Here is a 20,877-nt window from a genome sequence, read left to right as displayed (position 1 = left end):
CCACCCTTTGTCTGGAAAACAAAAAGTGGCAGCTCCTAGCCTCTAAGGATCGTTGCCATGAAAAAGCCCTCACCCAATCCGCCAGATGCGGAAGTCACCTCCCCCCAAAACTCATTCACCCTGAAAGCCTTGATCCCGCCTCACACCCCCAGCCATTTATTCACCGTCGTCCCCGACATCAACACCGAAACCCTTTTGGTCCACGCCAGCGAATCCCTCGCCTCGGCCAGCGTCATGGCCAGCGACCTCGCCGGATTTCTCGACGGTCCCCACCGCAACACCCTGCTGGGCATTCAACAAGTCATCATGCTGGGCGAACTGGCCGTCAACCGCGCGCTGGATAACATCGACCCGCAGGATTAGACACCCCCAATCTGTAGGAGCCGGCTTGCTGGCGATCACTGCAACGCGGTGCGTCAGACAGACCGAGGTGCCTGGATCGCCAGCAAGCCGGCTCCTACAAATTTGCGTACGAAGTACCTTTTGCGCATCACCCATCACCTGTAGGAGCCGGCTTGCTGGCGATCCATGCGACGCGGTGCGTCAGACGGACCGAGGTGCCTGGATCGCCAGCAAGCCGGCTCCTACAAATTCGCGTACGAAGTACCTTTTGCGCATCACCCATCCAACAGGGGGAATGCGTGCATCCGAACCATCCGGGCACTCGCACAAAAGCGCGGAAGAATGTTAGCGTGCTTGGCATTCTCCACGCCCGACGAGCCCGCCTCCCATGAAAAAGACCGTCCTCGCTTTCAGCCGCGTCACTCCCGCCATGATCGAACGCCTCCAGCAGGATTTCGACGTCATCGTGCCTGACCCGAAAAAAGGCGACATCAACGCCCAATTCAACGAGGCCCTGCCCCATGCCCACGGTTTGATTGGCGTGGGTCGCAAGCTCGGTCGCGCCCAACTGGAGAACGCGAGCAGCCTGGAGGTGGTGTCCAGCGTCTCGGTGGGCTACGACAACTACGACGTCGCGTACTTCAACGAGCGCGGGATCATGCTGACCAACACGCCGGATGTGCTGACCGAAAGCACCGCCGACCTGGCCTTCTCCCTGATCATGAGCAGCGCCCGCCGCGTCGCCGAACTCGATGCCTGGACCAAGGCCGGTCAATGGCAAGCCACCGTCGGCGCCCCGCTGTTCGGCACCGATGTCTATGGCAAGACCCTGGGCATCGTCGGCATGGGTAACATCGGCGCCGCCATCGCCCGGCGCGGTCGGCTCGGTTTCAACATGCCGATTATCTACAGTGGCAACAGCCGCAAAACGGCACTTGAGCAAGAGCTCGGTGCGCAATTCCGCAGCCTCGATGAGTTGCTGGCCGAAGCCGATTTCGTTTGCCTAGTGGTGCCGCTCAGCGAAAAGACCAAACACCTGATCAGCCGCCGTGAACTGGCGCTGATGAAGTCGGACGCGATTCTGATCAACATCGCACGCGGCCCGGTGGTGGACGAGCCCGCGCTGATCGAAGCGCTGCAAAACAACCAGATCCGTGGCGCCGGGCTGGATGTCTACGAGAAAGAACCGCTGGCCGAATCGCCGCTGTTCCAACTGAAAAACGCCGTGACGTTGCCGCACATCGGCTCCGCCACCCATGAAACCCGTGAAGCGATGGCCAATCGCGCCTTGGCCAACCTGCGCAGCGCCTTGTTGGGTGAACGACCGCAGGACCTGGTGAACCCGCAAGTCTGGAAAGGCTGAAAAAAAACGGGCAGGCGATTAAAGCGCCTGCCCGTCTACAACTAAACCTCACACATTACAAAACAACAAATACACAACTTGTAATTTAGTCCACCCCTCAACAAATACACTTCGCTATAGACTCTCCTTACTTACCCGCCCTGACGGGAACCCGTTCTGGAGAACTATTACCTTGAACCACTTGACGACCGAGCAAACAATTAGAATCAGCAAAGCCACATTGATGCTATTTATAAGCTTCTTTGGTTTTTTAATGTTGTTTAGCAACTTCACCGACTACCCTTCCAACTACGAATACATCGCCCACATCCTCAGCATGGACACCACGCGCGAGGGCGAGAAATACAGTTATCGCGCCATTACCTCCCCCATGGCCCATCACAGGATTTACTGGCTGATCATTACACTCGAAGTCCTCTTCACCGCCTTTTGCATGATGGGCACTTACCAACTATTCAAGAATATAAACACCAGCGCCAAAAAGTTTCACGAGGCAAAGAAATATGCACTGATTGGCTTGCTGATTGCCGTATTTATCTACTACGTGTGTTTTCAGATTGTGGGTGTCGAATGGTTCAACATGGATGAATCACAACAATGGAACTATAAAGACTGGGCCCGACATATCGTTGATTTCATCATGCCGCTAATGATCTATGTGGCCATCCGGATCGAGCGCTGAGTGCACACGCACCCGATCCGTAACATCTTCAAGCCAGCTTGCCGCTCCCCTGCACCATCGGTGCCTTGGGTTTGCGAAACACCAGCACGTTGCCCAGCATCACCAACACCAGGCCCATCAGCGCCGGCGCGGTCCATTGGTAGCCTTCGGCAAACGCCGAGACGTTGAGCGCCACCACCGGGAACAGCACCGTGCAATAGGCTGCGCGCTCCGGGCCCATGCGCCCGACCAGCGTCAGGTAGGCGGTGAAGCCGATCACCGAACCCGGAATGACCAGGTACAGCAGCGAGCCGATGTAACGCGCATTCCATTCCATCTCGAACGGAATGCCTTTGACCAGGCACCACACCGACAGCATCGCCGCGCCATAAGCCATGCCCCAGGCATTGGTTGTCAGCGGCTTGAGCCCGGCCTTCTGTTGCAGGCTGGACAGCATGTTGCCCGCCGAGAAGCACAGCGTGCCCAACAAGGCCAGGCCCAGGCCCAGCAAGGTTTCCGGGCTGGCGGTGTGGCCGGCCAGCTCCGGCCAGAACAGCAAACCCAGCCCGAACAAACCGAGCGCGCCACCCAACAGGACGTTGCGGGCAATTTTCTGGCCGAAGAACACCCGCGCATTCAGGGCATTCCACAGCGTGGCAGTGGAAAACACCACGGCTACCAAGCCACTGGGGATCCATTGGCTGGCCGTCAGGAAGCACATGAAGTTGATGCAAAACAGGCAAAGGCCCTGCGCCAGGCAGATCAGGTGCCCGCGACGGTTCATCACTTGCAGCTTGCGGCTGAGCAACAGCATCACGAACAGCACCAGCGCGGCGAGGCCGAAGCGATAGACGATCGACACCGGAATGGCCACCACGCCCAGTTGCCATTTCAAGGCAATCCAGGTGGTGCCCCAGATCAGCACGGTCAGCAAATACAGCGAAAGGTTCATGGCGAAGGCTCCTCAATAGGTGCCCAGTGTCCTGCGCCAAACTTTTTCGCACTTGCATAAACTTGCGCTTTTGTCGGTGCAGAGGCTGGCAGGCCAACGTCTACGGAGTAGGATGCAAGGCGTTGGAGAGAACCGCTCATGCCCGCACTGGAATCACTGCAAGTCTTTCAAGCCCTCAACCGCTCGCCCAATGCTCGCCTCGAGCACAGCGCCGAGCTCGGTGACGGCATGGCTGCAGCCCTGTGGAGCAACCATCACGACGCCCAGGACTACGAAGCGCCGAGCCATCACACCTTGTCCTGTTACATCGCGGGCGGCACCGGCACTTTTCGCCGCGACCAGCCCGGTACCAAGGGCGGTCCGGACAAACTGTGCATTCTGCCGGCCGACCATCAGTCAGGCTGGGTGATCAATGGCGACATTCGCCTGGCCCATCTGTATTTCAGCCCGGAACAATTCGCCCTCGGTTGCGTCACGCTGCTGGATCGCGAACCTCGCGAATTGCAGTTGCGCGAAGGGACTTTTCTCGACGACCCGCAGCAAGCCCGGCGCTTTCGCCAGATGCTCACGCTCAACTGGGATGAACCCGGCGAACGCCTGCTGACCAGCAGCCTGGCCCATGAAATGCTCAGCCACGTGTTACTCGGCCAGGTCGGCATGCGCGACGGCTTGCGGCTCAAGGGCGGATTGGCGGCGCACCAGCGACGGCAACTGGTCGAGTTCATCGACAATCAGTTGGCCGAAGCCATCAGCCTCGGGCAGTTGGCGGGGTTGTGTGCGCTGTCGGAGTATCACTTTGCGCGGATGTTCCGGGAGAGCTTTGGCTTGCCGCCGCATCAGTATGTGTTGGCAAGGCGACTGAGCCGGGCGCGGGAGTTATTGCGTTCGACATCGCAGCCGTTGGGGGAGATTGCATTGGCGTGCGGGTTTGCCAGTGCCAGTCATTTCACCAATCGGTTTCGGCAGGTTCTCGGTGGGACGCCTGGCGAGTATCGGCAGGCGTTCTTGCGATAGATACGGCGATCGCTTATAGATGTTTATTTTTTAATTTCGAATAACAATTAAAACTTAACAAACCCTGTTACTTATGACAGTAGCAAAGCAGACAAACAAAACGGACACTTCGGATCTCAACCTCTGGAGTTCAATCAAAATGTTCGAAAACTACGACACTCGTACAGGAACCACTGTTTATCCCCCGACACCTTTTGCGTCCGGTTCCTTAGAAGCGACAATCGAAACACACCCCGACTTTAAGAGCAGCAGGGTTTCCTTCAGAGCATCGTCTAACCTAACGTTTGAAATTTATGCCACAAACGATGAATTCCCCGACAAAAGAGGCTGGTCATTTAGATTCGATTACAACATAAAAGCCGGAAAATATTTCATTAATGACAATGCAGTTAAAAAGGTTTGGTACACCCGCCAGATCCCAGGCCAGCCCCCTGGTAATGACAATGTTTATTTACCTGCCAAGGTCATCGGAACAGTAACTATCAAAGAAATTGATCTCACCAAAGGAAGATTCAACGCTGATTTTGATTTTTCAGTCATACACATAGTAGAAAATAAAATATTCAAAACAGAGGGGAAAATCGACGTGTGGGACATGGAGAAAATCCCATCTGATTCCAACTGACGCTGGCTGTCCACGCCCTTGCCACAGACGCGACAAGGGCTCGGTAGGCCCTTAAGTTGTCCTGCTACATCGCCAACGGCACTGGCATCTTTCGTCGCGACCGGCTCGGCACTAGATGCCGCCCGGACAAGCTATGCATTTTTCCCAGTGTTGCTCGGCCAGGTCGGCATGCGCGACGGCTTGCGACTCAAGGGCGGATTGGCGGCGCACCAGCGACGGCAACTGGTCGAGTTCATCGACAATCAGTTGGCCGAAGCCATCAGCCTCGGGCAGTTGGCGGGGTTGTGTGCGCTGTCGGAGTATCACTTTGCGCGGATGTTCCGGGAGAGCTTTGGCTTGCCGCCGCATCAGTATGTGTTGGCAAGGCGACTGAGCCGGGCGCGGGAGTTATTGCGTTCGACATCGCAGCCGTTGGGGGAGATTGCATTGGCGTGCGGGTTTGCCAGTGCCAGTCATTTCACCAATCGGTTTCGGCAGGTTCTCGGTGGGACGCCTGGCGAGTATCGGCAGGCGTTTTTGCGCTGACCCGGAAGCCGCCTTCGCGGGCAAGCCTCGCTCCTACAAGAACGGCGCCGAACCTGTAGGAGCGAGGCTTGCCCGCGAAGAACGATAACGCGGTCTGTGATCAGAACTCCAAGGTACTGGACAACGACACCTGCCGCGAATCCCCCATCGACACAAAGAACCGGCTCGCCGCCGAGGTGTAGTAAGTGCGGTCAAACAGGTTTTTCACGTTGAGCTGAAACTTGACCTTCTGCCCCTCGACCTTGGTGTCGTAGGTGGCGAATGCATCGGCCACGGTGTAGCTCGGCAGGTCGAAATCGTTCACCGCGTTACCCGCCCGCTCACCGACATACCGCGCGCCCGCGCCGACCCGCAACTGATCGCCACCAACGATGGTGCCGAAGTCATAGACCGCTGACAGCGAGCCGGTGTTCTTCGCCACGTTTTGCAGTTTTTTGCCTTTGTAGTCCGGGTCTTCGGTGACTTCGGCATCGGTGTAGGCATAGCTGCCGATCATGCTCCAGCGATCGCTGAGCTGACCGCTCAGATCCACTTCCAGACCACGGGAACGCACTTCGCCGGCGGCGCTGTAAAGGGTCACCGGACCTTCGGCATTGGCCACCAGCACGTTGCGTTTCTTGATGTCGAACAGGGCGACGTTACCCGTCACACGCCCCGGAATATCCAGCTTGGCGCCGACTTCCCAGGACTTGGCTTCTTCCGGCGCGATGCTGCCGTCGAGCACGGTGCTGCTGCCGCTCAACGGGGCGATGGTCGAGTTCGGTTTGAACGATTCGGTGTAGCTGCCGTAGAACGACAACGCGTCGGTGTACTTGTAGACAAGGCCGGCACGCGGCACCCATTTTTGCCCGTTGCTGTCGGTGTTGGCCTTGAACGGCACGCCTTTGCCGGCGTACTGGTCGTACTCCTGGAAACGGCCGCCGGCCACCAGAATCCACTGGTCGGTGAGGTGGATCGAGTCCTGCAGAAACAGCGAATCGCTGCGCAGCAGATCGGTCTGCGCGCTGTCCGCCGGGCTGACGGTGGTCCCGGCGACTTCACGGCCATAGACCGGGTTGAGGTAGCTGAAAGTGGTGAGGCTTTTCTGACGGATCAGGTCTTCGCGGTAGATCTTGCGGTACTCGTCATCGACGCCGAACACCAGGTCATGTTGCATGCCCAGCGCATTCACTTTGCCTTCGAGGCTGGCCGTGGTGAAGCGGTCGGTGCTGATCGCGTTTTGCGTGCCGTCCATGCTGCGGGTCAGCGTGCCTTTCTTGGTGTCGATGGCGGTAACGCGTACTTGGCTGGCGTCGTAGGTTTCACGGTTCCAGCTGTAGCCAAAGTGCGCTTTCCAGTTGTCGTTAAGCTCGTGGTCGGCCTCGAAGTGATAGAGGTCCGAGCGCCCTTCCATGTTGTTGAACGGCTCGTCCAGGCGACGCTCGCGGGAGATGTCCAGCGGGTGGTTGTCGCGTGGGTCGATCAGCGTGCCACGGTCGAACGGGGTGAGGAATTCACGGTGTTCGTAGGCAAACAACAGCTTGGTGCTTTCACCGAACCAGGCCAGGGACGGCGCCACCAGAGTCTCGCGGTGGGTGCCGAAGTTGCGCCAGTAATCTTCGTCTTCGTGGTCCAGCACCATGCGGTAGGCCAGCCCGGAATCACCGAGCGCGCCTGTGCTGTCGAAGCTGCCGCCGCTGCCGTTTTTGCCGTCGCCGTACGTCGAGCCACGCACGGTCAATGCGTTGTACTGCTCAAGTTCAGGCTTCTTGCTGACCATGTTGACCACGCCGCCCGGGTCCTGGATGCCGTAGAGCAATGAGGCCGGACCCTTGAGCACTTCGACCCGATCGACTGTGGCGTTGAGGCCACGGCCCTGCACCACCGGCATGCCGTCGCGCATGATCGAGCCGTTGCGGTTGTCGCCGAAGCCGCGGGTCATCACCGAATCCTGGGTGCTGCCCAGCGTGTTGCCCTGGGTGATGCCGCTGACGTTGGCCAGCGCATCGTCGAGGTTGCGCGGCGCCTGATCGCGAATGACCTGGGCCGGGATGACGTTGACGGTCTGGGGGATTTCCTGGAGCAAGGCCGAAGAGCGCATCACCGAACTGGTCGGCGGCGGCTGGTAGCTCATGGATTGATCCATCACCGAGGTGATGGTGGTGGCGCCGAGGTTCAAGGCGCCTTCGGTGGGCTGCGGTTCCAGCGCCATGGTGTGCGCATCGGTGCGACGGAAGGTCAAACCCGAACCGCTGAGCAAACGCTGGATCGCCTGTTCGGCGCTCATCTGCCCGCTGACCGCTGGCGCGGTCATGCCGTACGGCGCTTCATCGGTGTAGACGACGCTGATGCCGGTGATCCGGCTGAAGTCACTCAGGGCCTGGGGCAGCGGTTTGGCGGCCATCGCGAAGCTGAACTGCGTGCGCTGCTGCGTCGTGCCCGCTTCAGCGGCCAATGCCACGCTCAATGGCAGCAATGCCAATGCCGAAATGCTCAGCGCCGAAGCGCCCAACCACTGTTTGACCGAACCCGATTTTGCCCTGGACTTCATTGCTCATGACCTGTGTAGAACCGCTACGGATGCGAATGACTCGCAGTTTCAGTCACTACACGGATGGGGCTTGGGTTTACCTCACCATCATTTTGAAAATATTTTAATTTGAGTGATGGGGTGTTTGATTTGACGCCTTCGCGGGCAAGCCTCGCTCCTACGGATCACACTGTTCTGTAGGAGCGAGGCTTGCCCGCGAAGGGGCCGGACGCCTCAACGCAAAATAATCAAATGCCCCACGGCATGCTGCTCAAACCCCATCACCCCCTGCAACGAACTCAACACCGCCTGCGGATCCTTGCTCGGAAAACTGCCACTGATCCGCCGCGCCGCCAGCTCATCGTTGAGCAGCACAATCCGCCCAGGGTAGTAACGCCGCAAATCCTGCACCACGTCAGCCAGTGGCGCCTTGTAGTAATTGAGCCAGCCCTGACGCCACGCCAACTGTGCTTCGCTGTCCACGGCATGCAGTTTTTCCGCCGTGCCTTCGCCGTAAGCCACTTGTTGGCCGGCGGTCAGAATCTGCTGCTCGGCATGCTTGTCCGCCGTCACGCCGACCCGGCCGGACAACACCGTCACTTGCGCGCCGTGAGGTTGCAAACGCACTTCAAACTGCGTCCCCAGCACCCGCGCCTGGCCCTTTTCAGCCTCAACCACAAACGGCTCGCCGGTGTGCGTCACGCTGAAAAAACCAGCGCCGCGACGCAACTGCACGTGACGCTCACCGCGACTGAAATCCACCGCGATGGCGCTGTCGGCATCCAGCGTGACCTGCGATTGATCCGCCAGCGTGACGGTGCGAACTTCCCCCGGCGACGACACATAGTCAGCACCCAGATCATCCACCCAGCGCATCGGCTGCCAGCCTGAACCGAGGCTGACCATCAACAACAGGCACGCCGCCATTGCCAGCGCTCCGGACCAGCGCCGAACGCTGCTGCGCCGCGAGCGATTCATCGCGTTGAGGTAACCCTGCAAGGCAAACGCGTCTTCGTTGGCCAGCGTCCGCGCCGGGCCTTCGCTCAACTCCCACACCACTTGCGCCTGGGCATAGGCCTCGGCATGCGCGGGGTCGGCCTGCAACCAATGGCTGAAAGTAGCCTGATCACCGCTGCTCGGCTGGTCATGCAGCAGACTCAGCCAGGCGAAAGCGGCCTGTTCCTGAGCGGGCGTCGGGGTGACGCGTTCGATGTGATTCACGGTGCTTTCCCTGGCGTGCGCGGTTCGGGGTCCCGCAGGCTGGCCTTGCAGGCTTCGAGGGCGCGCATCATATGTTTTTCCACGGCGCTTTGGGACAAACCCATGGCCTTGGCGATCTCGGCGTATTTGCGGCCATGGATGCGATTGAGCAAAAAGATCTGCCGCGTGCGCTCGGGCAACGCACGCAACGCCGCTTCGACATGACGCAAATCGTTGCCGGCCTCCAGCGCGGCTTGCGGCTCACTGCCGTGGCTGTCCGGTTGATCCGGTTGCCAGCCTTCAGTGACCCGCACCCGCGTGCCTTCGCTGCGCAAGTGGTCGATGGCAATGTTGCCGGCGCAACGCAACAGGTAGGTGCTGAGCTCTTCGACCTGCACCAGCGGCCGGCGCCAGAAGCGCAAAAACAAATCCTGCACCAGGTCCGCCGCCGTTGCCCGGCAGCCGACGCGACGGTTCACCAGCGCTTCCATCTGCGAACGCTGGGACAGGAACACTTGCAGGAAATGCGCACGTGCTCCGCGAGGTTCGTCGTCATGGGAATCCGGAGGGCTAGTCATCATCGGGTCAGTACTGCGCAAACGCGGCAACGGGGCTGACGAGCAGGCTCAATGCAGCCATCGACAGCGCCAGGCGCGGGCGATAGGGCATCAACAGCACCAGCAGCAACGCGCTGAGCATCAACACCGCACACCATTCCACCAGGCCAAGTCCCCAGCCGGTCGAAGACACCGCCGCCCACAGAGACAAGACCAGCAACAGCCAGCCACCCAGTTTCAATAACTGGCGACGACGGGCCGTCGGCTTGCCGCCCAACAGTTCGGCGTGATGCCGGTCCATCGATAAACACAGCGCGGTGAAACCGCCGTAACAGAGCAACAGCGACAGCAACATTCAGTTCGCCTCTCGCTCAAGGGTGATCGGTTGTGCACGCTGCCGGATGACGATCCTGGCCTGTCCCGAACGCTGCATTTTCCACGCAGCCCAGGCGAAAAACACACCGCTGCCCAGGCACGTCAGATCGAAACCGGCCATCGCCCAATCGCCCTGCGCCAACGTCACGCCCAAGTGATACGGCGTGGTCATGGCGTTCAGCAGCGGCATCGCGCCAAACAGCAATGCCACCAGTGCCAATTGCTCGATCCACGCCGTGCGGCCCCGGCGGACCATGGCATGCAGCACACTCAAACCCCAGACGATGAAGAAGCTGTTCACTTCCCAATCCGCACGTCCGGCCATGTCGACCGGCAACACCCGATTGGCCCAAAAGAACGCCGCCACCGCCACCATCAAACCGGACATGCTGGCGATGTTCAGCACTTCCACCAGACGCAATTCGAACGGCATCACGGCGCTTTTCGCGTGTTTGAGCTGACGCTTGCCGAGCCAGATCACCAGCCCGGTGCCGATCATCGCCGTGCCGGCCAACCCGCAAATGAAGTACAACCAGCGCAGCACCGGGCCGGCGAAATGGCCCATGTGCAAACCATAGAAACTGCCGGCAATCGCCCTCGGCAGCGATTGCTCAGGAGTCGTGCCGAGCAATTGCCCGGTCACGCCGTTGAAGGTCACCGCGCTGCCGAAGTCGTGGACCACACGGTCCGCGCCATCACGCACGAGCACCACCGAGGCATTCGCGTCGCCCGGATTGTTCACCGTCAGCCGCCCGACGCGCCCGCCCAACCACTGCTCGCGCGCCTTTTCCAGCAGCGTTGCCAACGGCGCCAACTGCGCCGGTTTGTCCGCACGTTCCGGTGTGGTGGAGGCCGGGAACACCTCATCGTAAAACGCCCGCGCATCACCCTTGTACGCGGCAAGAATGCTCGCCGGCATCACCATCGACATGAAAATCACCAGGCTGCTGTAGGTGATCATCAGGTGAAACGGCAGCACCAGCACACCCACCGCGTTGTGCCCGTCGAGCCAGGAACGCTGGCCTTTGCGCGGGCGGAAGGTGAAGAAGTCCTTGAAGATTTTCTTGTGGGTGATGATCCCGCTGATCAGCGCGACGAACATCACCATGGCGGCGATGGTCGACAACCAGCGGCCCCACGGATACGGCATTTGCAGCTGAAAGTGGAAGCGGTAGAAAAACTCGCCGCCGGTGGTTGCCCGGCCCTGCACTTCGGCGCCGGTTTGCGGGTCGAGGAGTTTTTCTGTGAACTGGCCGCGTTCGCCACGTTTGGCCGGAGTCTGCTGCCAGCGTACCGACAGGCCGGGTTCGCGGGCATCGGGCAGGTCGATGAGCCAGCGTGAGGCGCCGGCAGCGTGTTGCTGAAGGTAGTTTTGCGCCACGGCCAGGCTGGCTTCGGAGGTCACCGAACGCGCAGGGATTTCCGGCTGCATCCAGTGGCTGATCTCGTCCTTGAAATACGCGAGTGTGCCGGTGAGGAAAATCGCAAACAGCAACCAGCCGAAGATCAACCCGGTCCAGGTGTGCAACCAGGCCATGGCCTGACGAAAGCCCTCTTTCATGAGCGGCCCATCCAGTACGCGAGGCCCGAAATCGCCGCCAGCACCAGGCTTGGCACGATCAACCCGAGCCAGGCCCGCCATGCGCTGCGGCAGGCGAAGCACCAGATCACTGCGCCGAGGTAGGCCAAAAACGAGGTCATCATCCCGGTCACCACGGCGTCGGCGCGGGCCATGGGCACCCACAGCGTCAGGCTGACACTGGCCAGCGCCGCAACGATGTAGCCGCCCAGCACGGCGGCCAGCACCCGGGAGGTGACGGCCAATCGATAGGACACGGGGATTACTTTCATGTTTCGACCTTGAAACCGGTGAGGCCTGGGGAAAATCACGAGGCCAGGGCGGCAATATTAATGATAAATATTCTCATACGCAAAAGAGATACGATCAGCGCCGATTGCCGGAGCGGGTTCGCACCTCTACAATGCGAACAATTCTTGTTCTCTAACGCATTAAACCGCGCTCGGAGTTACCGTTGCAGCCAGCCCACACCGTCGAAGTCCTTTATCACGCCCATCACAACTGGCTCACCGGTTGGTTGCGGCGCAAGCTCGGCTGCCCGGACAGCGCGGCAGATCTGGCCCAGGACACGTTCATGCGGGTGCTGACCGCACGAGACACGCCGCAGATCATCGAGCCGCGAGCGTTCCTCACCACCCTCGCCAAACGCGTGCTGTTCAATCATTACCGCCGTCAGGATCTGGAACGCGCCTACCTCGACGCCCTGGCGCAGATGCCGGAAAGGGTCGCGCCGTCGGAAGAAGAACGGGCGATCATCCTGCAAACCCTGATGGAGCTGGACCAGTTGCTCGACGGTTTGCCGCGCCTGGTCAAGCGCGCATTTCTGTTGGCCCAGGTCGATGGCCTGACGTACCCACAGATCGCCGCCGAGCTGGGAATTTCCATCGCCACGGTCAAGCGGCACCTGAATAAAGCGGCGATGCGCTGCTACTTCGCCCTATGAACGGCACCCCGGATTTTTCACCGCAAGTCGCCGAGCAAGCGGTGCAATGGTTGATGAAAATGCAGCAAGGGCCGTTGAGCCCGCGCCAGCAAAACGCCTGGCAACAATGGCTCGATGCGCACAGCGAGCATCAACGGGCGTGGGAGCATATTCAGCGGGTCAACCAGCGCCTGCGCGGTTTGTCTTCGCCGCTGGCGCATGCGGCCCTGAATGCACCGACGTCCAGCAGCCGGCGTCAGGCGCTGAAGTTGTTGCTGATTCTTGGTGCCGGTTCGGCCGTCACCTGGGGCATGCGCGAGCACAACCTGCTGCCACCGTTGCTGGCCGACTACCGCAGCCCCATTGGCCAGCGGCGCAAGATCGCGCTCGCAGACGGCAGCCAATTGCAACTCAACACCGCGAGTTCGGCGGATGTGCAGGTCGAGGGTCAGCAACGGCTGATCCGTTTGCTTGAAGGCGAGATGCTGCTGACAACGTCCAAAGCGTTTCAAGTGCGCACGGCGCAAGGCTTGTTGAAAACAGAAGGGGCGCGCCTGAACGTTCGGCAGTTTGCGGATCGCACGCAGGTCGCGGTGTTTGAAGGCCGTGTCGAATTGACGCCTGATGGCGGTTCACCCTGGGTACTGCAAAGCGCCCGGCAGTTGAGTTTTGACGCTCGCGGAATCGGCAACCCCGTGCCTCTGGACGCCAACAGCGGCGCCTGGGCCGACGGCATGCTGGTGGCTGCGCACATGCGCCTCGGGGATTTCCTTGAGGAACTTGGCCGCTATCGTCGCGGGCAGTTGAACTGCGATGCGAAAGTTGCGGACTTGTTGATCTCCGGGACTTATCCACTGGACGACAGCGAGCGGATTCTGGATCTGCTGGAAATCAGCTTGCCGGTGAAGGTGAAGCGCTTTACGCGGTATTGGGTAACCGTCGAGGCGCGCGCCTGACTCTTGTAGGAGCCGGCTTGCTGCGGGCGGCGTTCCGACGATCGGCACGCCGCGGTCTGTCTGATACACCGCCTTCGCCGGCAAGCCAGGCTCCTACAGTTACGGTGTTTGTTCAGAAATCCTGTGGCAGCGGGGTTGCTTGCGAGAGCCCCCAAAAATATTCACACAACCGTGAGCCGTTTTTCAGATCTGGCGTGACAGAGAAGGAAAGCCACCTTGATTCCACCTTCTCAGGATCGTCCTCCATGCACCCCACCCGCCTCACCCCGCTGGCCCGCACCTTGCGCCAACTCTTGCTGGGCGCCAGCCTGAGCTTCGGCGCGCTGCCACTCGTCCACGCAGACGATGCCAAGCCGTACCACATCGCGCCATCGTCGCTGGAAAACGCCCTCAACCAGTTCGGCCGTGAAGCCGGCGTGTTGATTTCGTTTGGCTCGCAAGTCACCAGCGGTGTGCAGAGTCGTGGCCTGGAGGGCAACTACACCGCCGAACAGGGCTTGAACGTCTTGCTCGAAGGCACCGGCCTTCAGGCCCGCGCCGAAGGCAACAACGCGTTCAGCCTGCAACCGGTGGGCAATGCTGCGCTGGAGCTGGACACATCGAAAGTGGTCGGCGACTGGCTCGGCGATGCGCAGCAAATCAACGTCTTCGAGCATCCCGGCGCGCGTGACGTGATCCGTCGCGAGGAGTTCGAACGCCAGGGCGCAACCCAGGCCAGGGACGTGCTCAACCGCATCCCCGGCGTCAACGCGCCGGACAACAACGGCACCGGCAGCCATGACATGGCATTGAACTTCGGCATTCGTGGTCTCAATCCGCGCCTGGCGTCGCGCTCGACGGTGTTGATGGATGGCATCCCGGTGCCCTTCGCGCCTTACGGTCAGCCACAGTTGTCGTTCGCGCCGATCAGCATGGGCAACATGGACGCGGTCGACGTGGTGCGCGGCGGCGGCGCGGTGCGTTATGGCCCGCAAAACGTCGGCGGCGTGGTCAATTTCGTGACCCGCGCGATTCCCGACGAGCCCACGGTGAAAGGCGGTTTCCAGACCGAAACCAGCCCCTCCTCCAGCCACGACGGTTTCAAGACCACCGGCAACCTGCTGGCCGGCGGCACTGCCGACAATGGCCTGGGCGGCGCGTTGTTGTATTCCGGCACACGCGGTGGCGACTGGCGTGAACATAGCGACACCGAGATCGATGACCTGATTCTCAAAGGCAAATACCAGCTCGACGACGCCAACAGCTTCAATGCCATGGCCCAGTATTACGAAGGCAAGGCCGACATGCCCGGTGGCCTGAACGTTGCCGATTACGATGCCGATCCGTACCAGTCGACCCGCCCGAAAGATCAGTTCTGGGGCCGCCGGACAATGTTCAACTTCGGCTATCGCTACCAGGAAGATCGCCGCGAATTCACCGCCAACACCTTCTTCACCAAAACCCTGCGCAGCGGCTATCTGGATCAAGGGACGTTCCTGTCGCTGTCACCGCGCGAATACTGGGTACGTGGTCTGGAAACCCGCTTCGCCCAGGGTTTTGATGTCGGCCCGACCAGCCATGAAGTCGGTGTCGGCTATCGCTACATCAACGAGGCCGGCCACGAACTGCGCTATCGCACGCCGATTGCCAGTAACGAGTATCCGACCACCAACAGCCGCAACGACCGCGATACACGCGGCGGCACCGAGGCCAATGCGTTCTTCGTCGATGACCGGATCGACATCGGCAAATGGACAGTGACGCCGGGCATCCGCTACGAAATGATCGAATCGCAACAGACCAACAACCTGACGAACGAGAAGTACAAGGGCGACTACAACACCGCCCTGCCCGCGCTGAACGTGCTCTATCACCTGACCGACAGCTGGAACCTCTACGCCAACACCGAAGGCTCGTTCGGCAGCGTGCAATACAGCCAGATGCCAAATCGCGTGACCAGCGGCGAAGTCAAACCGGAAAAGGCGCGCACCTGGGAACTGGGCACCCGCTACGACAACGGTGCGTTACGCGCGGAAATCGGCACGTTCCTGATCAACTTCGACAATCAGTACGAAAGTAATCAGACCAACGATTCGGTGATCGCTCGGGGCGAGACTCGCCATCAGGGCATCGAAACCAGCGTCAATTACGCACTCGACGATTTGAGCCCGTCACTGGCCGGTTTCGATGTCTACGCCACGTACGCCTATGTGGACGCGACCATCCGCGAAGACGGGCCGAACAAGGGTAATCGTGTGCCGTTCTCCTCGAAACACAAGGGCACCGTGGGCGTCGGTTACACCGAAGGTGCGTGGAAGTTGAACCTGGACAGCAGCTATCAGAGCGACCAGTTTGCCGACAACGCCAATACGTCGAAAGAAAGTGCCGACGGCAGCACGGGCACGATTCCTGGCTACATGCTGTTCAGCAGCCGCGCGGCGTATGACTTCGGGCCGAAGTTGTCGGATTTGAATGTGGCGGTGGGGGTGAAAAACATCTTCAACCACCAGTACTTCACACGCTCGTTCGATGACAACAACAAGGGCAAGTACGTCGGGGAACCGCGAACGGTGTATGTGCAGACGTCGGTGGCGTTCTGATCTGAAACTGAACAGCCTCGTTGCAATTCACCCCTGTAGGAGCGAGGCTTGCCCGCGAAGGCGATTTAACGAGCGACATATGAGCTGGATTTCCGGGCCTCTTCGCGGGCAAGCCACGCTCCTACAAGGAATCGCGGCGCCGCGATAATCGGCACAAACAACAACGGGCCTGCAATGCAGGCCCGTTTTTCGTTGGGACGTTAAATCAGGCGTCAGCCGTTTTGTGCAGCCTGTTCATTCTCGAGAAACTCGTCTTCCAGCAGCGCATCGGCTGCACGTCTCTCGAACGGCACCACAGCGGCACGTGGTTTGCCCCGCAGTTTGCCAAACAGATGTTCCAGTGCATGTTCGAGTTTTTCAGCCGCACCGTCGATCGCCAGTTCCAGGTTTTCGGCTTTATGGGTGACAGAAATCGGTTGGTGGCCTTTTGGCCGCGCTTCCAGCTGGCAGCGCAAATCATGGGGACCGGGCTTGTCGCCGTTCTCGTCCCGCAGATGGACCTCGACGCGTGTCAGGTCCTCTTCATAACGTTCGAGCGTGCTCTCAATGGTAGTACGTACCCACTCCTCCAGTCGGATGCTGCTTTGAATATGGTTATCGCTGTTGACTTGGATTTGCATAGTTCATCCCTTATTTCAGCTAGCTCGCGAGAGGCCCCTCGGCTGGCCCTTGGGCGTCATCACCGTGACCTCTTGGTTACACAATCGGTCTGTACGACGAACAATTCAACCCCTGAAAAAAGATAAATTTTCATACGCAAAAAAAGCCGGACAAGGAGCAAAAGCGCTGTTAAGGTCGGGAGTTGGGTCGCTTCACTTCTTTGTCATAATTACTCACATCTGCCGCTCCGCCAGCGGGTGCAGGCTGCGAAAAACCCCCGCCTCCTCTACCAGCCAGTCATGCACCGCGCGCACGCCCGGATGGCTCAGCGCCCCCGGCGCGTAAAGCAGCACATAACGTTTGTGATTGGGCACCGCCAACCCGAACGGCACAATCAACGTCCCGCGCTCCAGCTCATCGTTCAACAGCGTTCGCCGCGCAATCGCCACGCCCATGCCGGCAATCGCCGCTTCGATGGTCAGGTGATTGCGATTGAACGTGTGCCCGCGCCGCACGTCCGCGCCTTCGAAACCGATGGCGTTGAGATAGAACTCCCACTCCGCGTACTCGTAACTGCCGCGCCAGGCCGTAATGTCGTGCAACAGCGGAAAGTGCGACAGGTCTGCCGGGCCATGCAACGGCGGCCGTCCGCGCAACAGGCTCGGCGCACACACAGGGAAGATCTGTTCGTCGAGCAAGGTTGTGGATAACAAGCCGGGGTAGCTGCCGTCGTTCAGGTCGATGGCCAGGTCAAAGTCGCCCTCGTGCAACGGCACGCTGCTGTCCTCGGCCACCAGGCGCAACTGAATGTCCGGAAAACGCTGCTGCAAGCGCGGCAGGCGCGGGGTCAGCCATTTGCTCAGGAACGATGGAATCGACCGTACCCGCAGAATTCCGCTAATCATTCCCGCGTCCAGTCGTCGCAATTCCGCGTCGATGCTGCCGTAAGCCTCGTTGACCGTAATGGCCAGTCGCTGGCCTTGCGCGCTCAACTCCACGCCCCGGGCACGCCGGTGGAACAGTCGAAACCCCAGCCGTTCTTCCAGTTGTCGGATTTGCTGACTGACCGCCCCCGGCGTGATGTGCAGTTCTTCGGCGCAACGGGTGAAGGACAAGTGCCGCGCGGCACAGGAAAACACGTGCAGCCAGACGTAAGTCTGGGCGTGCAATTGGCGACTCATTGTTTAGTCCTGCTAAAGGCTGTCTTAGGAAGTTTCGTTGGTCACGTAGGACCGAGGTAGGCAGTATCGCCGACATTGCGCTTGTCCTACAAAAATGGCAGCGATTTCTCTTCCATTGCTTGTATAGGCTTTAGCATGGCTATCAGTGTTTTTGATCTTTTCAAAGTCGGCATCGGTCCGTCCAGTTCTCACACCGTCGGCCCGATGCGCGCCGCCGCGACCTTTGCCCAGGCACTGATTGACCAGCATTTGCTGGACGCCGTACGCCGAGTGGAAATCCGCCTGTACGGCTCCCTTTCCGCCACCGGCGTCGGCCACGCCACCGACCGTGCCTGCGTCATGGGCCTGATGGGCGAATGGCCGGACAGCATCGATCCGACCAGCATCGACAGCCGCATCAAAACACTGCTCGAGACCGGCGAACTGCATCTCGCCGGCAAAAAAACAATTGCCTTCAACTGGCAAAGCGATCTCCTGCTGCTCGACGAGAGCCTGCCCTACCACCCCAACGCCATGTCTCTGACAGCTTTCGGCGACACCGGTGAGCTGTCGGAGCAAACGTACTACTCGATCGGCGGCGGTTTCATCATCGAAGCCGCCGAAGCCGAGTCCGGCATCGCGCCGACCAGCGACGTGGTGCTGCCGTATGATTTTTCCAGCGCCGCCGAATTGCTCAAGCTCTGCAATCAGCATGGCCTGCGGGTTTCCGAGTTGATGATGGCCAACGAACGGGCCTGGCGCAGCGAAGCCGAAATCCGTCAGGGCTTGCTGCACATCTGGTCGGTGATGCGCGAGTGCGTCGAGCAGGGTTTACGCCACGAAGGCATCCTGCCCGGCGGTCTTAATGTTCCGCGCCGCGCAGCGAAATTGCACCGCAGCCTGTTGGAAATCGGCAAGCCGAACGTCATCACATCGACGCTGTCGGCGATGGAATGGGTGAACCTGTTTGCCCTCGCCGTGAACGAAGAAAACGCCGCCGGCGGACGGATGGTCACCGCGCCTACCAACGGCGCGGCCGGGATCATTCCCGCCGTCCTGCACTACTACATGAAATTCAACCCGGATGCGTCGGACGATGACGTCGTTGCGTTCTTTTTGGGCGCCGCGGCCGTAGGCATTCTCTGTAAGAAAAACGCCTCGATCTCCGGCGCCGAAGTCGGCTGTCAGGGCGAAGTCGGTTCGGCGTGCGCCATGGCCGCCGCCGGTCTGGCCGACGTACTGGGCGCCACGCCCGAGCAACTGGAAAACGCCGCCGAAATAGGCCTGGAACACAACCTGGGCCTGACCTGCGACCCGGTCGGTGGCCTGGTGCAAGTGCCGTGTATCGAGCGCAACGCCATCGCGGCCGTGAAGGCGATCAACGCCACGCAAATGGCCCTGCGCGGCGACGGCAAACACTTCATTTCCCTGGACCGGGTGATCCGCACCATGCGCGATACCGGCGCCGACATGCACGACAAATACAAAGAGACTTCACGGGGCGGCCTGGCTGTCAGCTGGGTGGAGTGCTGAGGAGCATTCCCGACCGTCCGCAACACGTGAGCCCGAGCAAGAATAATAACGAGGCCAATAACGATGACCGATGTACGTACACCTGCTGCCGATAATCCTGCTGTAGACCTGACACGCAATACAGAAACAGCCCACAAGGGTTGGAGCAAACACGACACCACCTGGATGCTGGGCCTCTACGGCACGGCGATTGGCGCCGGCACGCTGTTCCTGCCGATCAACGCCGGCGTGGGTGGCTTCTGGCCGCTGCTGATCCTGGCGGTGCTGGCGTTTCCGATGACCTTCTTCGCCCACCGCGGCCTGACTCGCTTCGTGCTGTCGGGACGCTCCGGGGACATCACTGAAGTGGTGGAAGAACACTTCGGCATCGGTGCCGGCAAGCTGATCACGCTGCTGTATTTTTTCGCGATCTTCCCGATTCTGCTGGTGTACAGCGTGGCGCTGACCAACACCCTCAGCAGTTTCATGGAGCATCAGTTGCACATCGCCCCGCCACCTCGGGCGGTGCTGTCGCTGGGGCTGATCCTTGGTTTGATGGCGATTGTCCGCTGTGGCCAGGGCGTCATCGTCAAATGCATGAGCGTGCTGGTTTACCCGTTCGTCGCGGCGTTGCTGCTGCTCGGTATCAGTCTGATTCCGAACTGGAACGGCGCGTTCTTCGCCACTGCCGGTGAAGGCATGCCGATGCCACTGTTCTTCAAAACGCTGTGGCTGGCGATCCCGGTGATGGTGTTTTCGTTCAACCATTCGCCGATCATCTCCGCCTTCGCTGTCGATCAGAAGCAGCGGTACGGCGAGCAGGCCGAGCGCAAGAGCAGCGGCATCCTCGCCATTGCCCACGGGATGATGGTGGTGACTGTGATGTTCTTCTGTTTCAGCTGCGTGCTGGCCCTGTCCCCGGCTGATCTGGCGGCGGCGAAGGCACAGAACATCTCGATCCTGTCGTACCTGGCCAACCACTTCCAGACCCCGGTCATTGCCTACGCCGCGCCGCTGATTGCGCTGGTGGCGATCACCAAATCCTTCCTCGGCCATTACATCGGCGCCAGCGAAGGCTTTCAGGGCCTGATCGTGAAAAGCCTGCGTGGTCGTGGCCGGGTGATGTCGGCGAGCTGGCTGAACCGCATGACTGCACTGTTCATGATCCTCAGCTGCTGGGCCGTGGCCACTTTCAACCCGAGCATCCTTGGCATGATCGAAACCCTCGGCGGGCCGATCATTGCGTGCCTGTTGTTCCTGATGCCGATGTACGCCATCCGCCGCGTGCCGGCTTTGCGCCAGTATTCGGGCCAGGCGTCGAACGTGTTTGTGGTGTTGATCGGTCTGATTGCACTGTCTGCGATCATCTACTCATTCATGCCCTGAAACGGGCAACGTTCTTGTAGGAGCGAGCCTGCTCGCGATGGACTTCAGAGCGCCACGTTT

Annotated in this window: 19 protein-coding genes and 1 pseudogene; 11 read left to right on the top strand and 9 right to left on the bottom strand. The window is 60.1% G+C overall.

Features of this window, described 5'->3' with window-relative positions:
• Positions 1 to 57: 57 nt before the first annotated feature.
• The 3 genes from IB245_RS13065 to IB245_RS13055 all read left to right on the top strand — a co-directional run bounded on the left by IB245_RS13065 (position 58) and on the right by IB245_RS13055 (position 2,387).
• On the top strand, positions 58 to 363 hold the full coding sequence (locus tag IB245_RS13065; protein WP_008041779.1) for a DUF6124 family protein: 306 nt from the start codon (positions 58 to 60) through the stop codon (positions 361 to 363).
• Between the two features lie 367 nt (positions 364 to 730).
• Complete coding sequence (locus IB245_RS13060; protein ID WP_008041788.1) at positions 731 to 1,705, top strand: 2-hydroxyacid dehydrogenase; 975 nt, start codon at positions 731 to 733, stop codon at positions 1,703 to 1,705.
• A 172-nt stretch (positions 1,706 to 1,877) separates the two neighbouring features.
• Complete coding sequence (locus IB245_RS13055) at positions 1,878 to 2,387, top strand: DUF2165 family protein (protein WP_192227771.1); 510 nt, start codon at positions 1,878 to 1,880, stop codon at positions 2,385 to 2,387.
• A gap of 28 nt (positions 2,388 to 2,415) precedes the next feature.
• On the opposite strand, the gene IB245_RS13050 is transcribed toward IB245_RS13055, so the two are convergent.
• Complete coding sequence (locus IB245_RS13050) at positions 2,416 to 3,318, bottom strand: DMT family transporter (protein ID WP_008025338.1); 903 nt, start codon at positions 3,316 to 3,318, stop codon at positions 2,416 to 2,418.
• A gap of 138 nt (positions 3,319 to 3,456) precedes the next feature.
• Between IB245_RS13050 and IB245_RS13045 the strand changes: the two genes are divergently transcribed.
• The 3 genes and pseudogenes from IB245_RS13045 to IB245_RS13035 all read left to right on the top strand — a co-directional run.
• The gene (locus IB245_RS13045) at positions 3,457 to 4,332 is read left to right on the top strand and encodes a helix-turn-helix domain-containing protein (RefSeq protein ID WP_008025337.1); all 876 of its coding nucleotides are present in this window, start codon (positions 3,457 to 3,459) and stop codon (positions 4,330 to 4,332) included.
• A 139-nt stretch (positions 4,333 to 4,471) separates the two neighbouring features.
• Complete coding sequence (locus IB245_RS13040) at positions 4,472 to 4,957, top strand: hypothetical protein (protein ID WP_192227770.1); 486 nt, start codon at positions 4,472 to 4,474, stop codon at positions 4,955 to 4,957.
• Between the two features lie 56 nt (positions 4,958 to 5,013).
• Positions 5,014 to 5,482: pseudogene (locus IB245_RS13035) on the top strand (helix-turn-helix domain-containing protein); the annotation flags it as partial.
• A gap of 100 nt (positions 5,483 to 5,582) precedes the next feature.
• Here the strand turns inward: IB245_RS13035 and IB245_RS13030 are convergent.
• From IB245_RS13030 to IB245_RS13005, 6 genes are all read right to left on the bottom strand, one after another.
• Complete coding sequence (locus tag IB245_RS13030; RefSeq protein WP_192227769.1) at positions 5,583 to 8,012, bottom strand: TonB-dependent siderophore receptor; 2,430 nt, start codon at positions 8,010 to 8,012, stop codon at positions 5,583 to 5,585.
• Positions 8,013 to 8,225: 213 nt separating this feature from the next.
• Complete coding sequence (locus IB245_RS13025) at positions 8,226 to 9,212, bottom strand: FecR family protein (RefSeq protein WP_192227768.1); 987 nt, start codon at positions 9,210 to 9,212, stop codon at positions 8,226 to 8,228.
• Positions 9,209 to 9,772, bottom strand: coding sequence for an RNA polymerase sigma factor (locus IB245_RS13020; protein WP_008041802.1), 564 nt, complete (start codon positions 9,770 to 9,772; stop codon positions 9,209 to 9,211). The genes IB245_RS13025 and IB245_RS13020 overlap by 4 nt, the downstream gene beginning before the upstream one ends.
• A 4-nt stretch (positions 9,773 to 9,776) precedes the next feature.
• Positions 9,777 to 10,103 (bottom strand): DUF3325 domain-containing protein, encoded by a 327-nt coding sequence (locus tag IB245_RS13015; protein WP_192227767.1) that lies wholly within the window; start codon positions 10,101 to 10,103, stop codon positions 9,777 to 9,779.
• The gene (locus IB245_RS13010; protein ID WP_192227766.1) at positions 10,104 to 11,684 is read right to left on the bottom strand and encodes a PepSY-associated TM helix domain-containing protein; all 1,581 of its coding nucleotides are present in this window, start codon (positions 11,682 to 11,684) and stop codon (positions 10,104 to 10,106) included.
• On the bottom strand, positions 11,681 to 11,974 hold the full coding sequence (locus IB245_RS13005) for a DUF3649 domain-containing protein (RefSeq protein WP_192227765.1): 294 nt from the start codon (positions 11,972 to 11,974) through the stop codon (positions 11,681 to 11,683). The genes IB245_RS13010 and IB245_RS13005 overlap by 4 nt, the downstream gene beginning before the upstream one ends.
• Before the next feature lie 182 nt (positions 11,975 to 12,156).
• Here IB245_RS13005 and IB245_RS13000 point away from each other — a divergent pair, with 182 nt between their 5' ends.
• From IB245_RS13000 to fecA, 3 genes are all read left to right on the top strand, one after another.
• Positions 12,157 to 12,645, top strand: coding sequence for a sigma-70 family RNA polymerase sigma factor (locus IB245_RS13000; protein WP_192227764.1), 489 nt, complete (start codon positions 12,157 to 12,159; stop codon positions 12,643 to 12,645).
• A complete protein-coding gene (locus IB245_RS12995) occupies positions 12,642 to 13,580 on the top strand; it encodes a FecR domain-containing protein (protein ID WP_192227763.1) in 939 nt (312 codons plus the stop codon). Before IB245_RS13000 ends, IB245_RS12995 begins: the two co-directional genes overlap by 4 nt.
• 245 nt (positions 13,581 to 13,825) lie before the next feature.
• Positions 13,826 to 16,159, top strand: a complete 2,334-nt coding sequence (gene fecA, locus IB245_RS12990) for a TonB-dependent Fe(3+) dicitrate receptor FecA (RefSeq protein WP_192227762.1) — start codon at positions 13,826 to 13,828, stop codon at positions 16,157 to 16,159.
• Between the two features lie 212 nt (positions 16,160 to 16,371).
• On the opposite strand, the gene IB245_RS12985 is transcribed toward fecA, so the two are convergent.
• On the bottom strand, positions 16,372 to 16,779 hold the full coding sequence (locus IB245_RS12985) for an HPF/RaiA family ribosome-associated protein (protein ID WP_008025327.1): 408 nt from the start codon (positions 16,777 to 16,779) through the stop codon (positions 16,372 to 16,374).
• A gap of 213 nt (positions 16,780 to 16,992) precedes the next feature.
• Complete coding sequence (locus IB245_RS12980) at positions 16,993 to 17,940, bottom strand: LysR substrate-binding domain-containing protein (protein ID WP_008025326.1); 948 nt, start codon at positions 17,938 to 17,940, stop codon at positions 16,993 to 16,995.
• Positions 17,941 to 18,075: 135 nt separating this feature from the next.
• Between IB245_RS12980 and IB245_RS12975 the strand changes: the two genes are divergently transcribed.
• Together IB245_RS12975 and IB245_RS12970 are read left to right on the top strand one after the other, a co-directional pair.
• A complete protein-coding gene (locus tag IB245_RS12975; RefSeq protein ID WP_192227761.1) occupies positions 18,076 to 19,452 on the top strand; it encodes an L-serine ammonia-lyase in 1,377 nt (458 codons plus the stop codon).
• Positions 19,453 to 19,515: 63 nt separating this feature from the next.
• On the top strand, positions 19,516 to 20,817 hold the full coding sequence (locus tag IB245_RS12970; RefSeq protein ID WP_192227760.1) for an HAAAP family serine/threonine permease: 1,302 nt from the start codon (positions 19,516 to 19,518) through the stop codon (positions 20,815 to 20,817).
• Positions 20,818 to 20,877 lie beyond the last annotated feature (60 nt).

The sequence above is a fragment of the Pseudomonas sp. PDM02 genome (assembly GCF_014852285.1).
In the GTDB taxonomy this organism is placed as follows: Bacteria; Pseudomonadota; Gammaproteobacteria; order Pseudomonadales; family Pseudomonadaceae; genus Aquipseudomonas; species Aquipseudomonas migulae.
The sequence above is the reverse complement of the archived record's forward strand: the minus strand, read 5'-3'. Positions and strand labels throughout refer to the sequence as shown.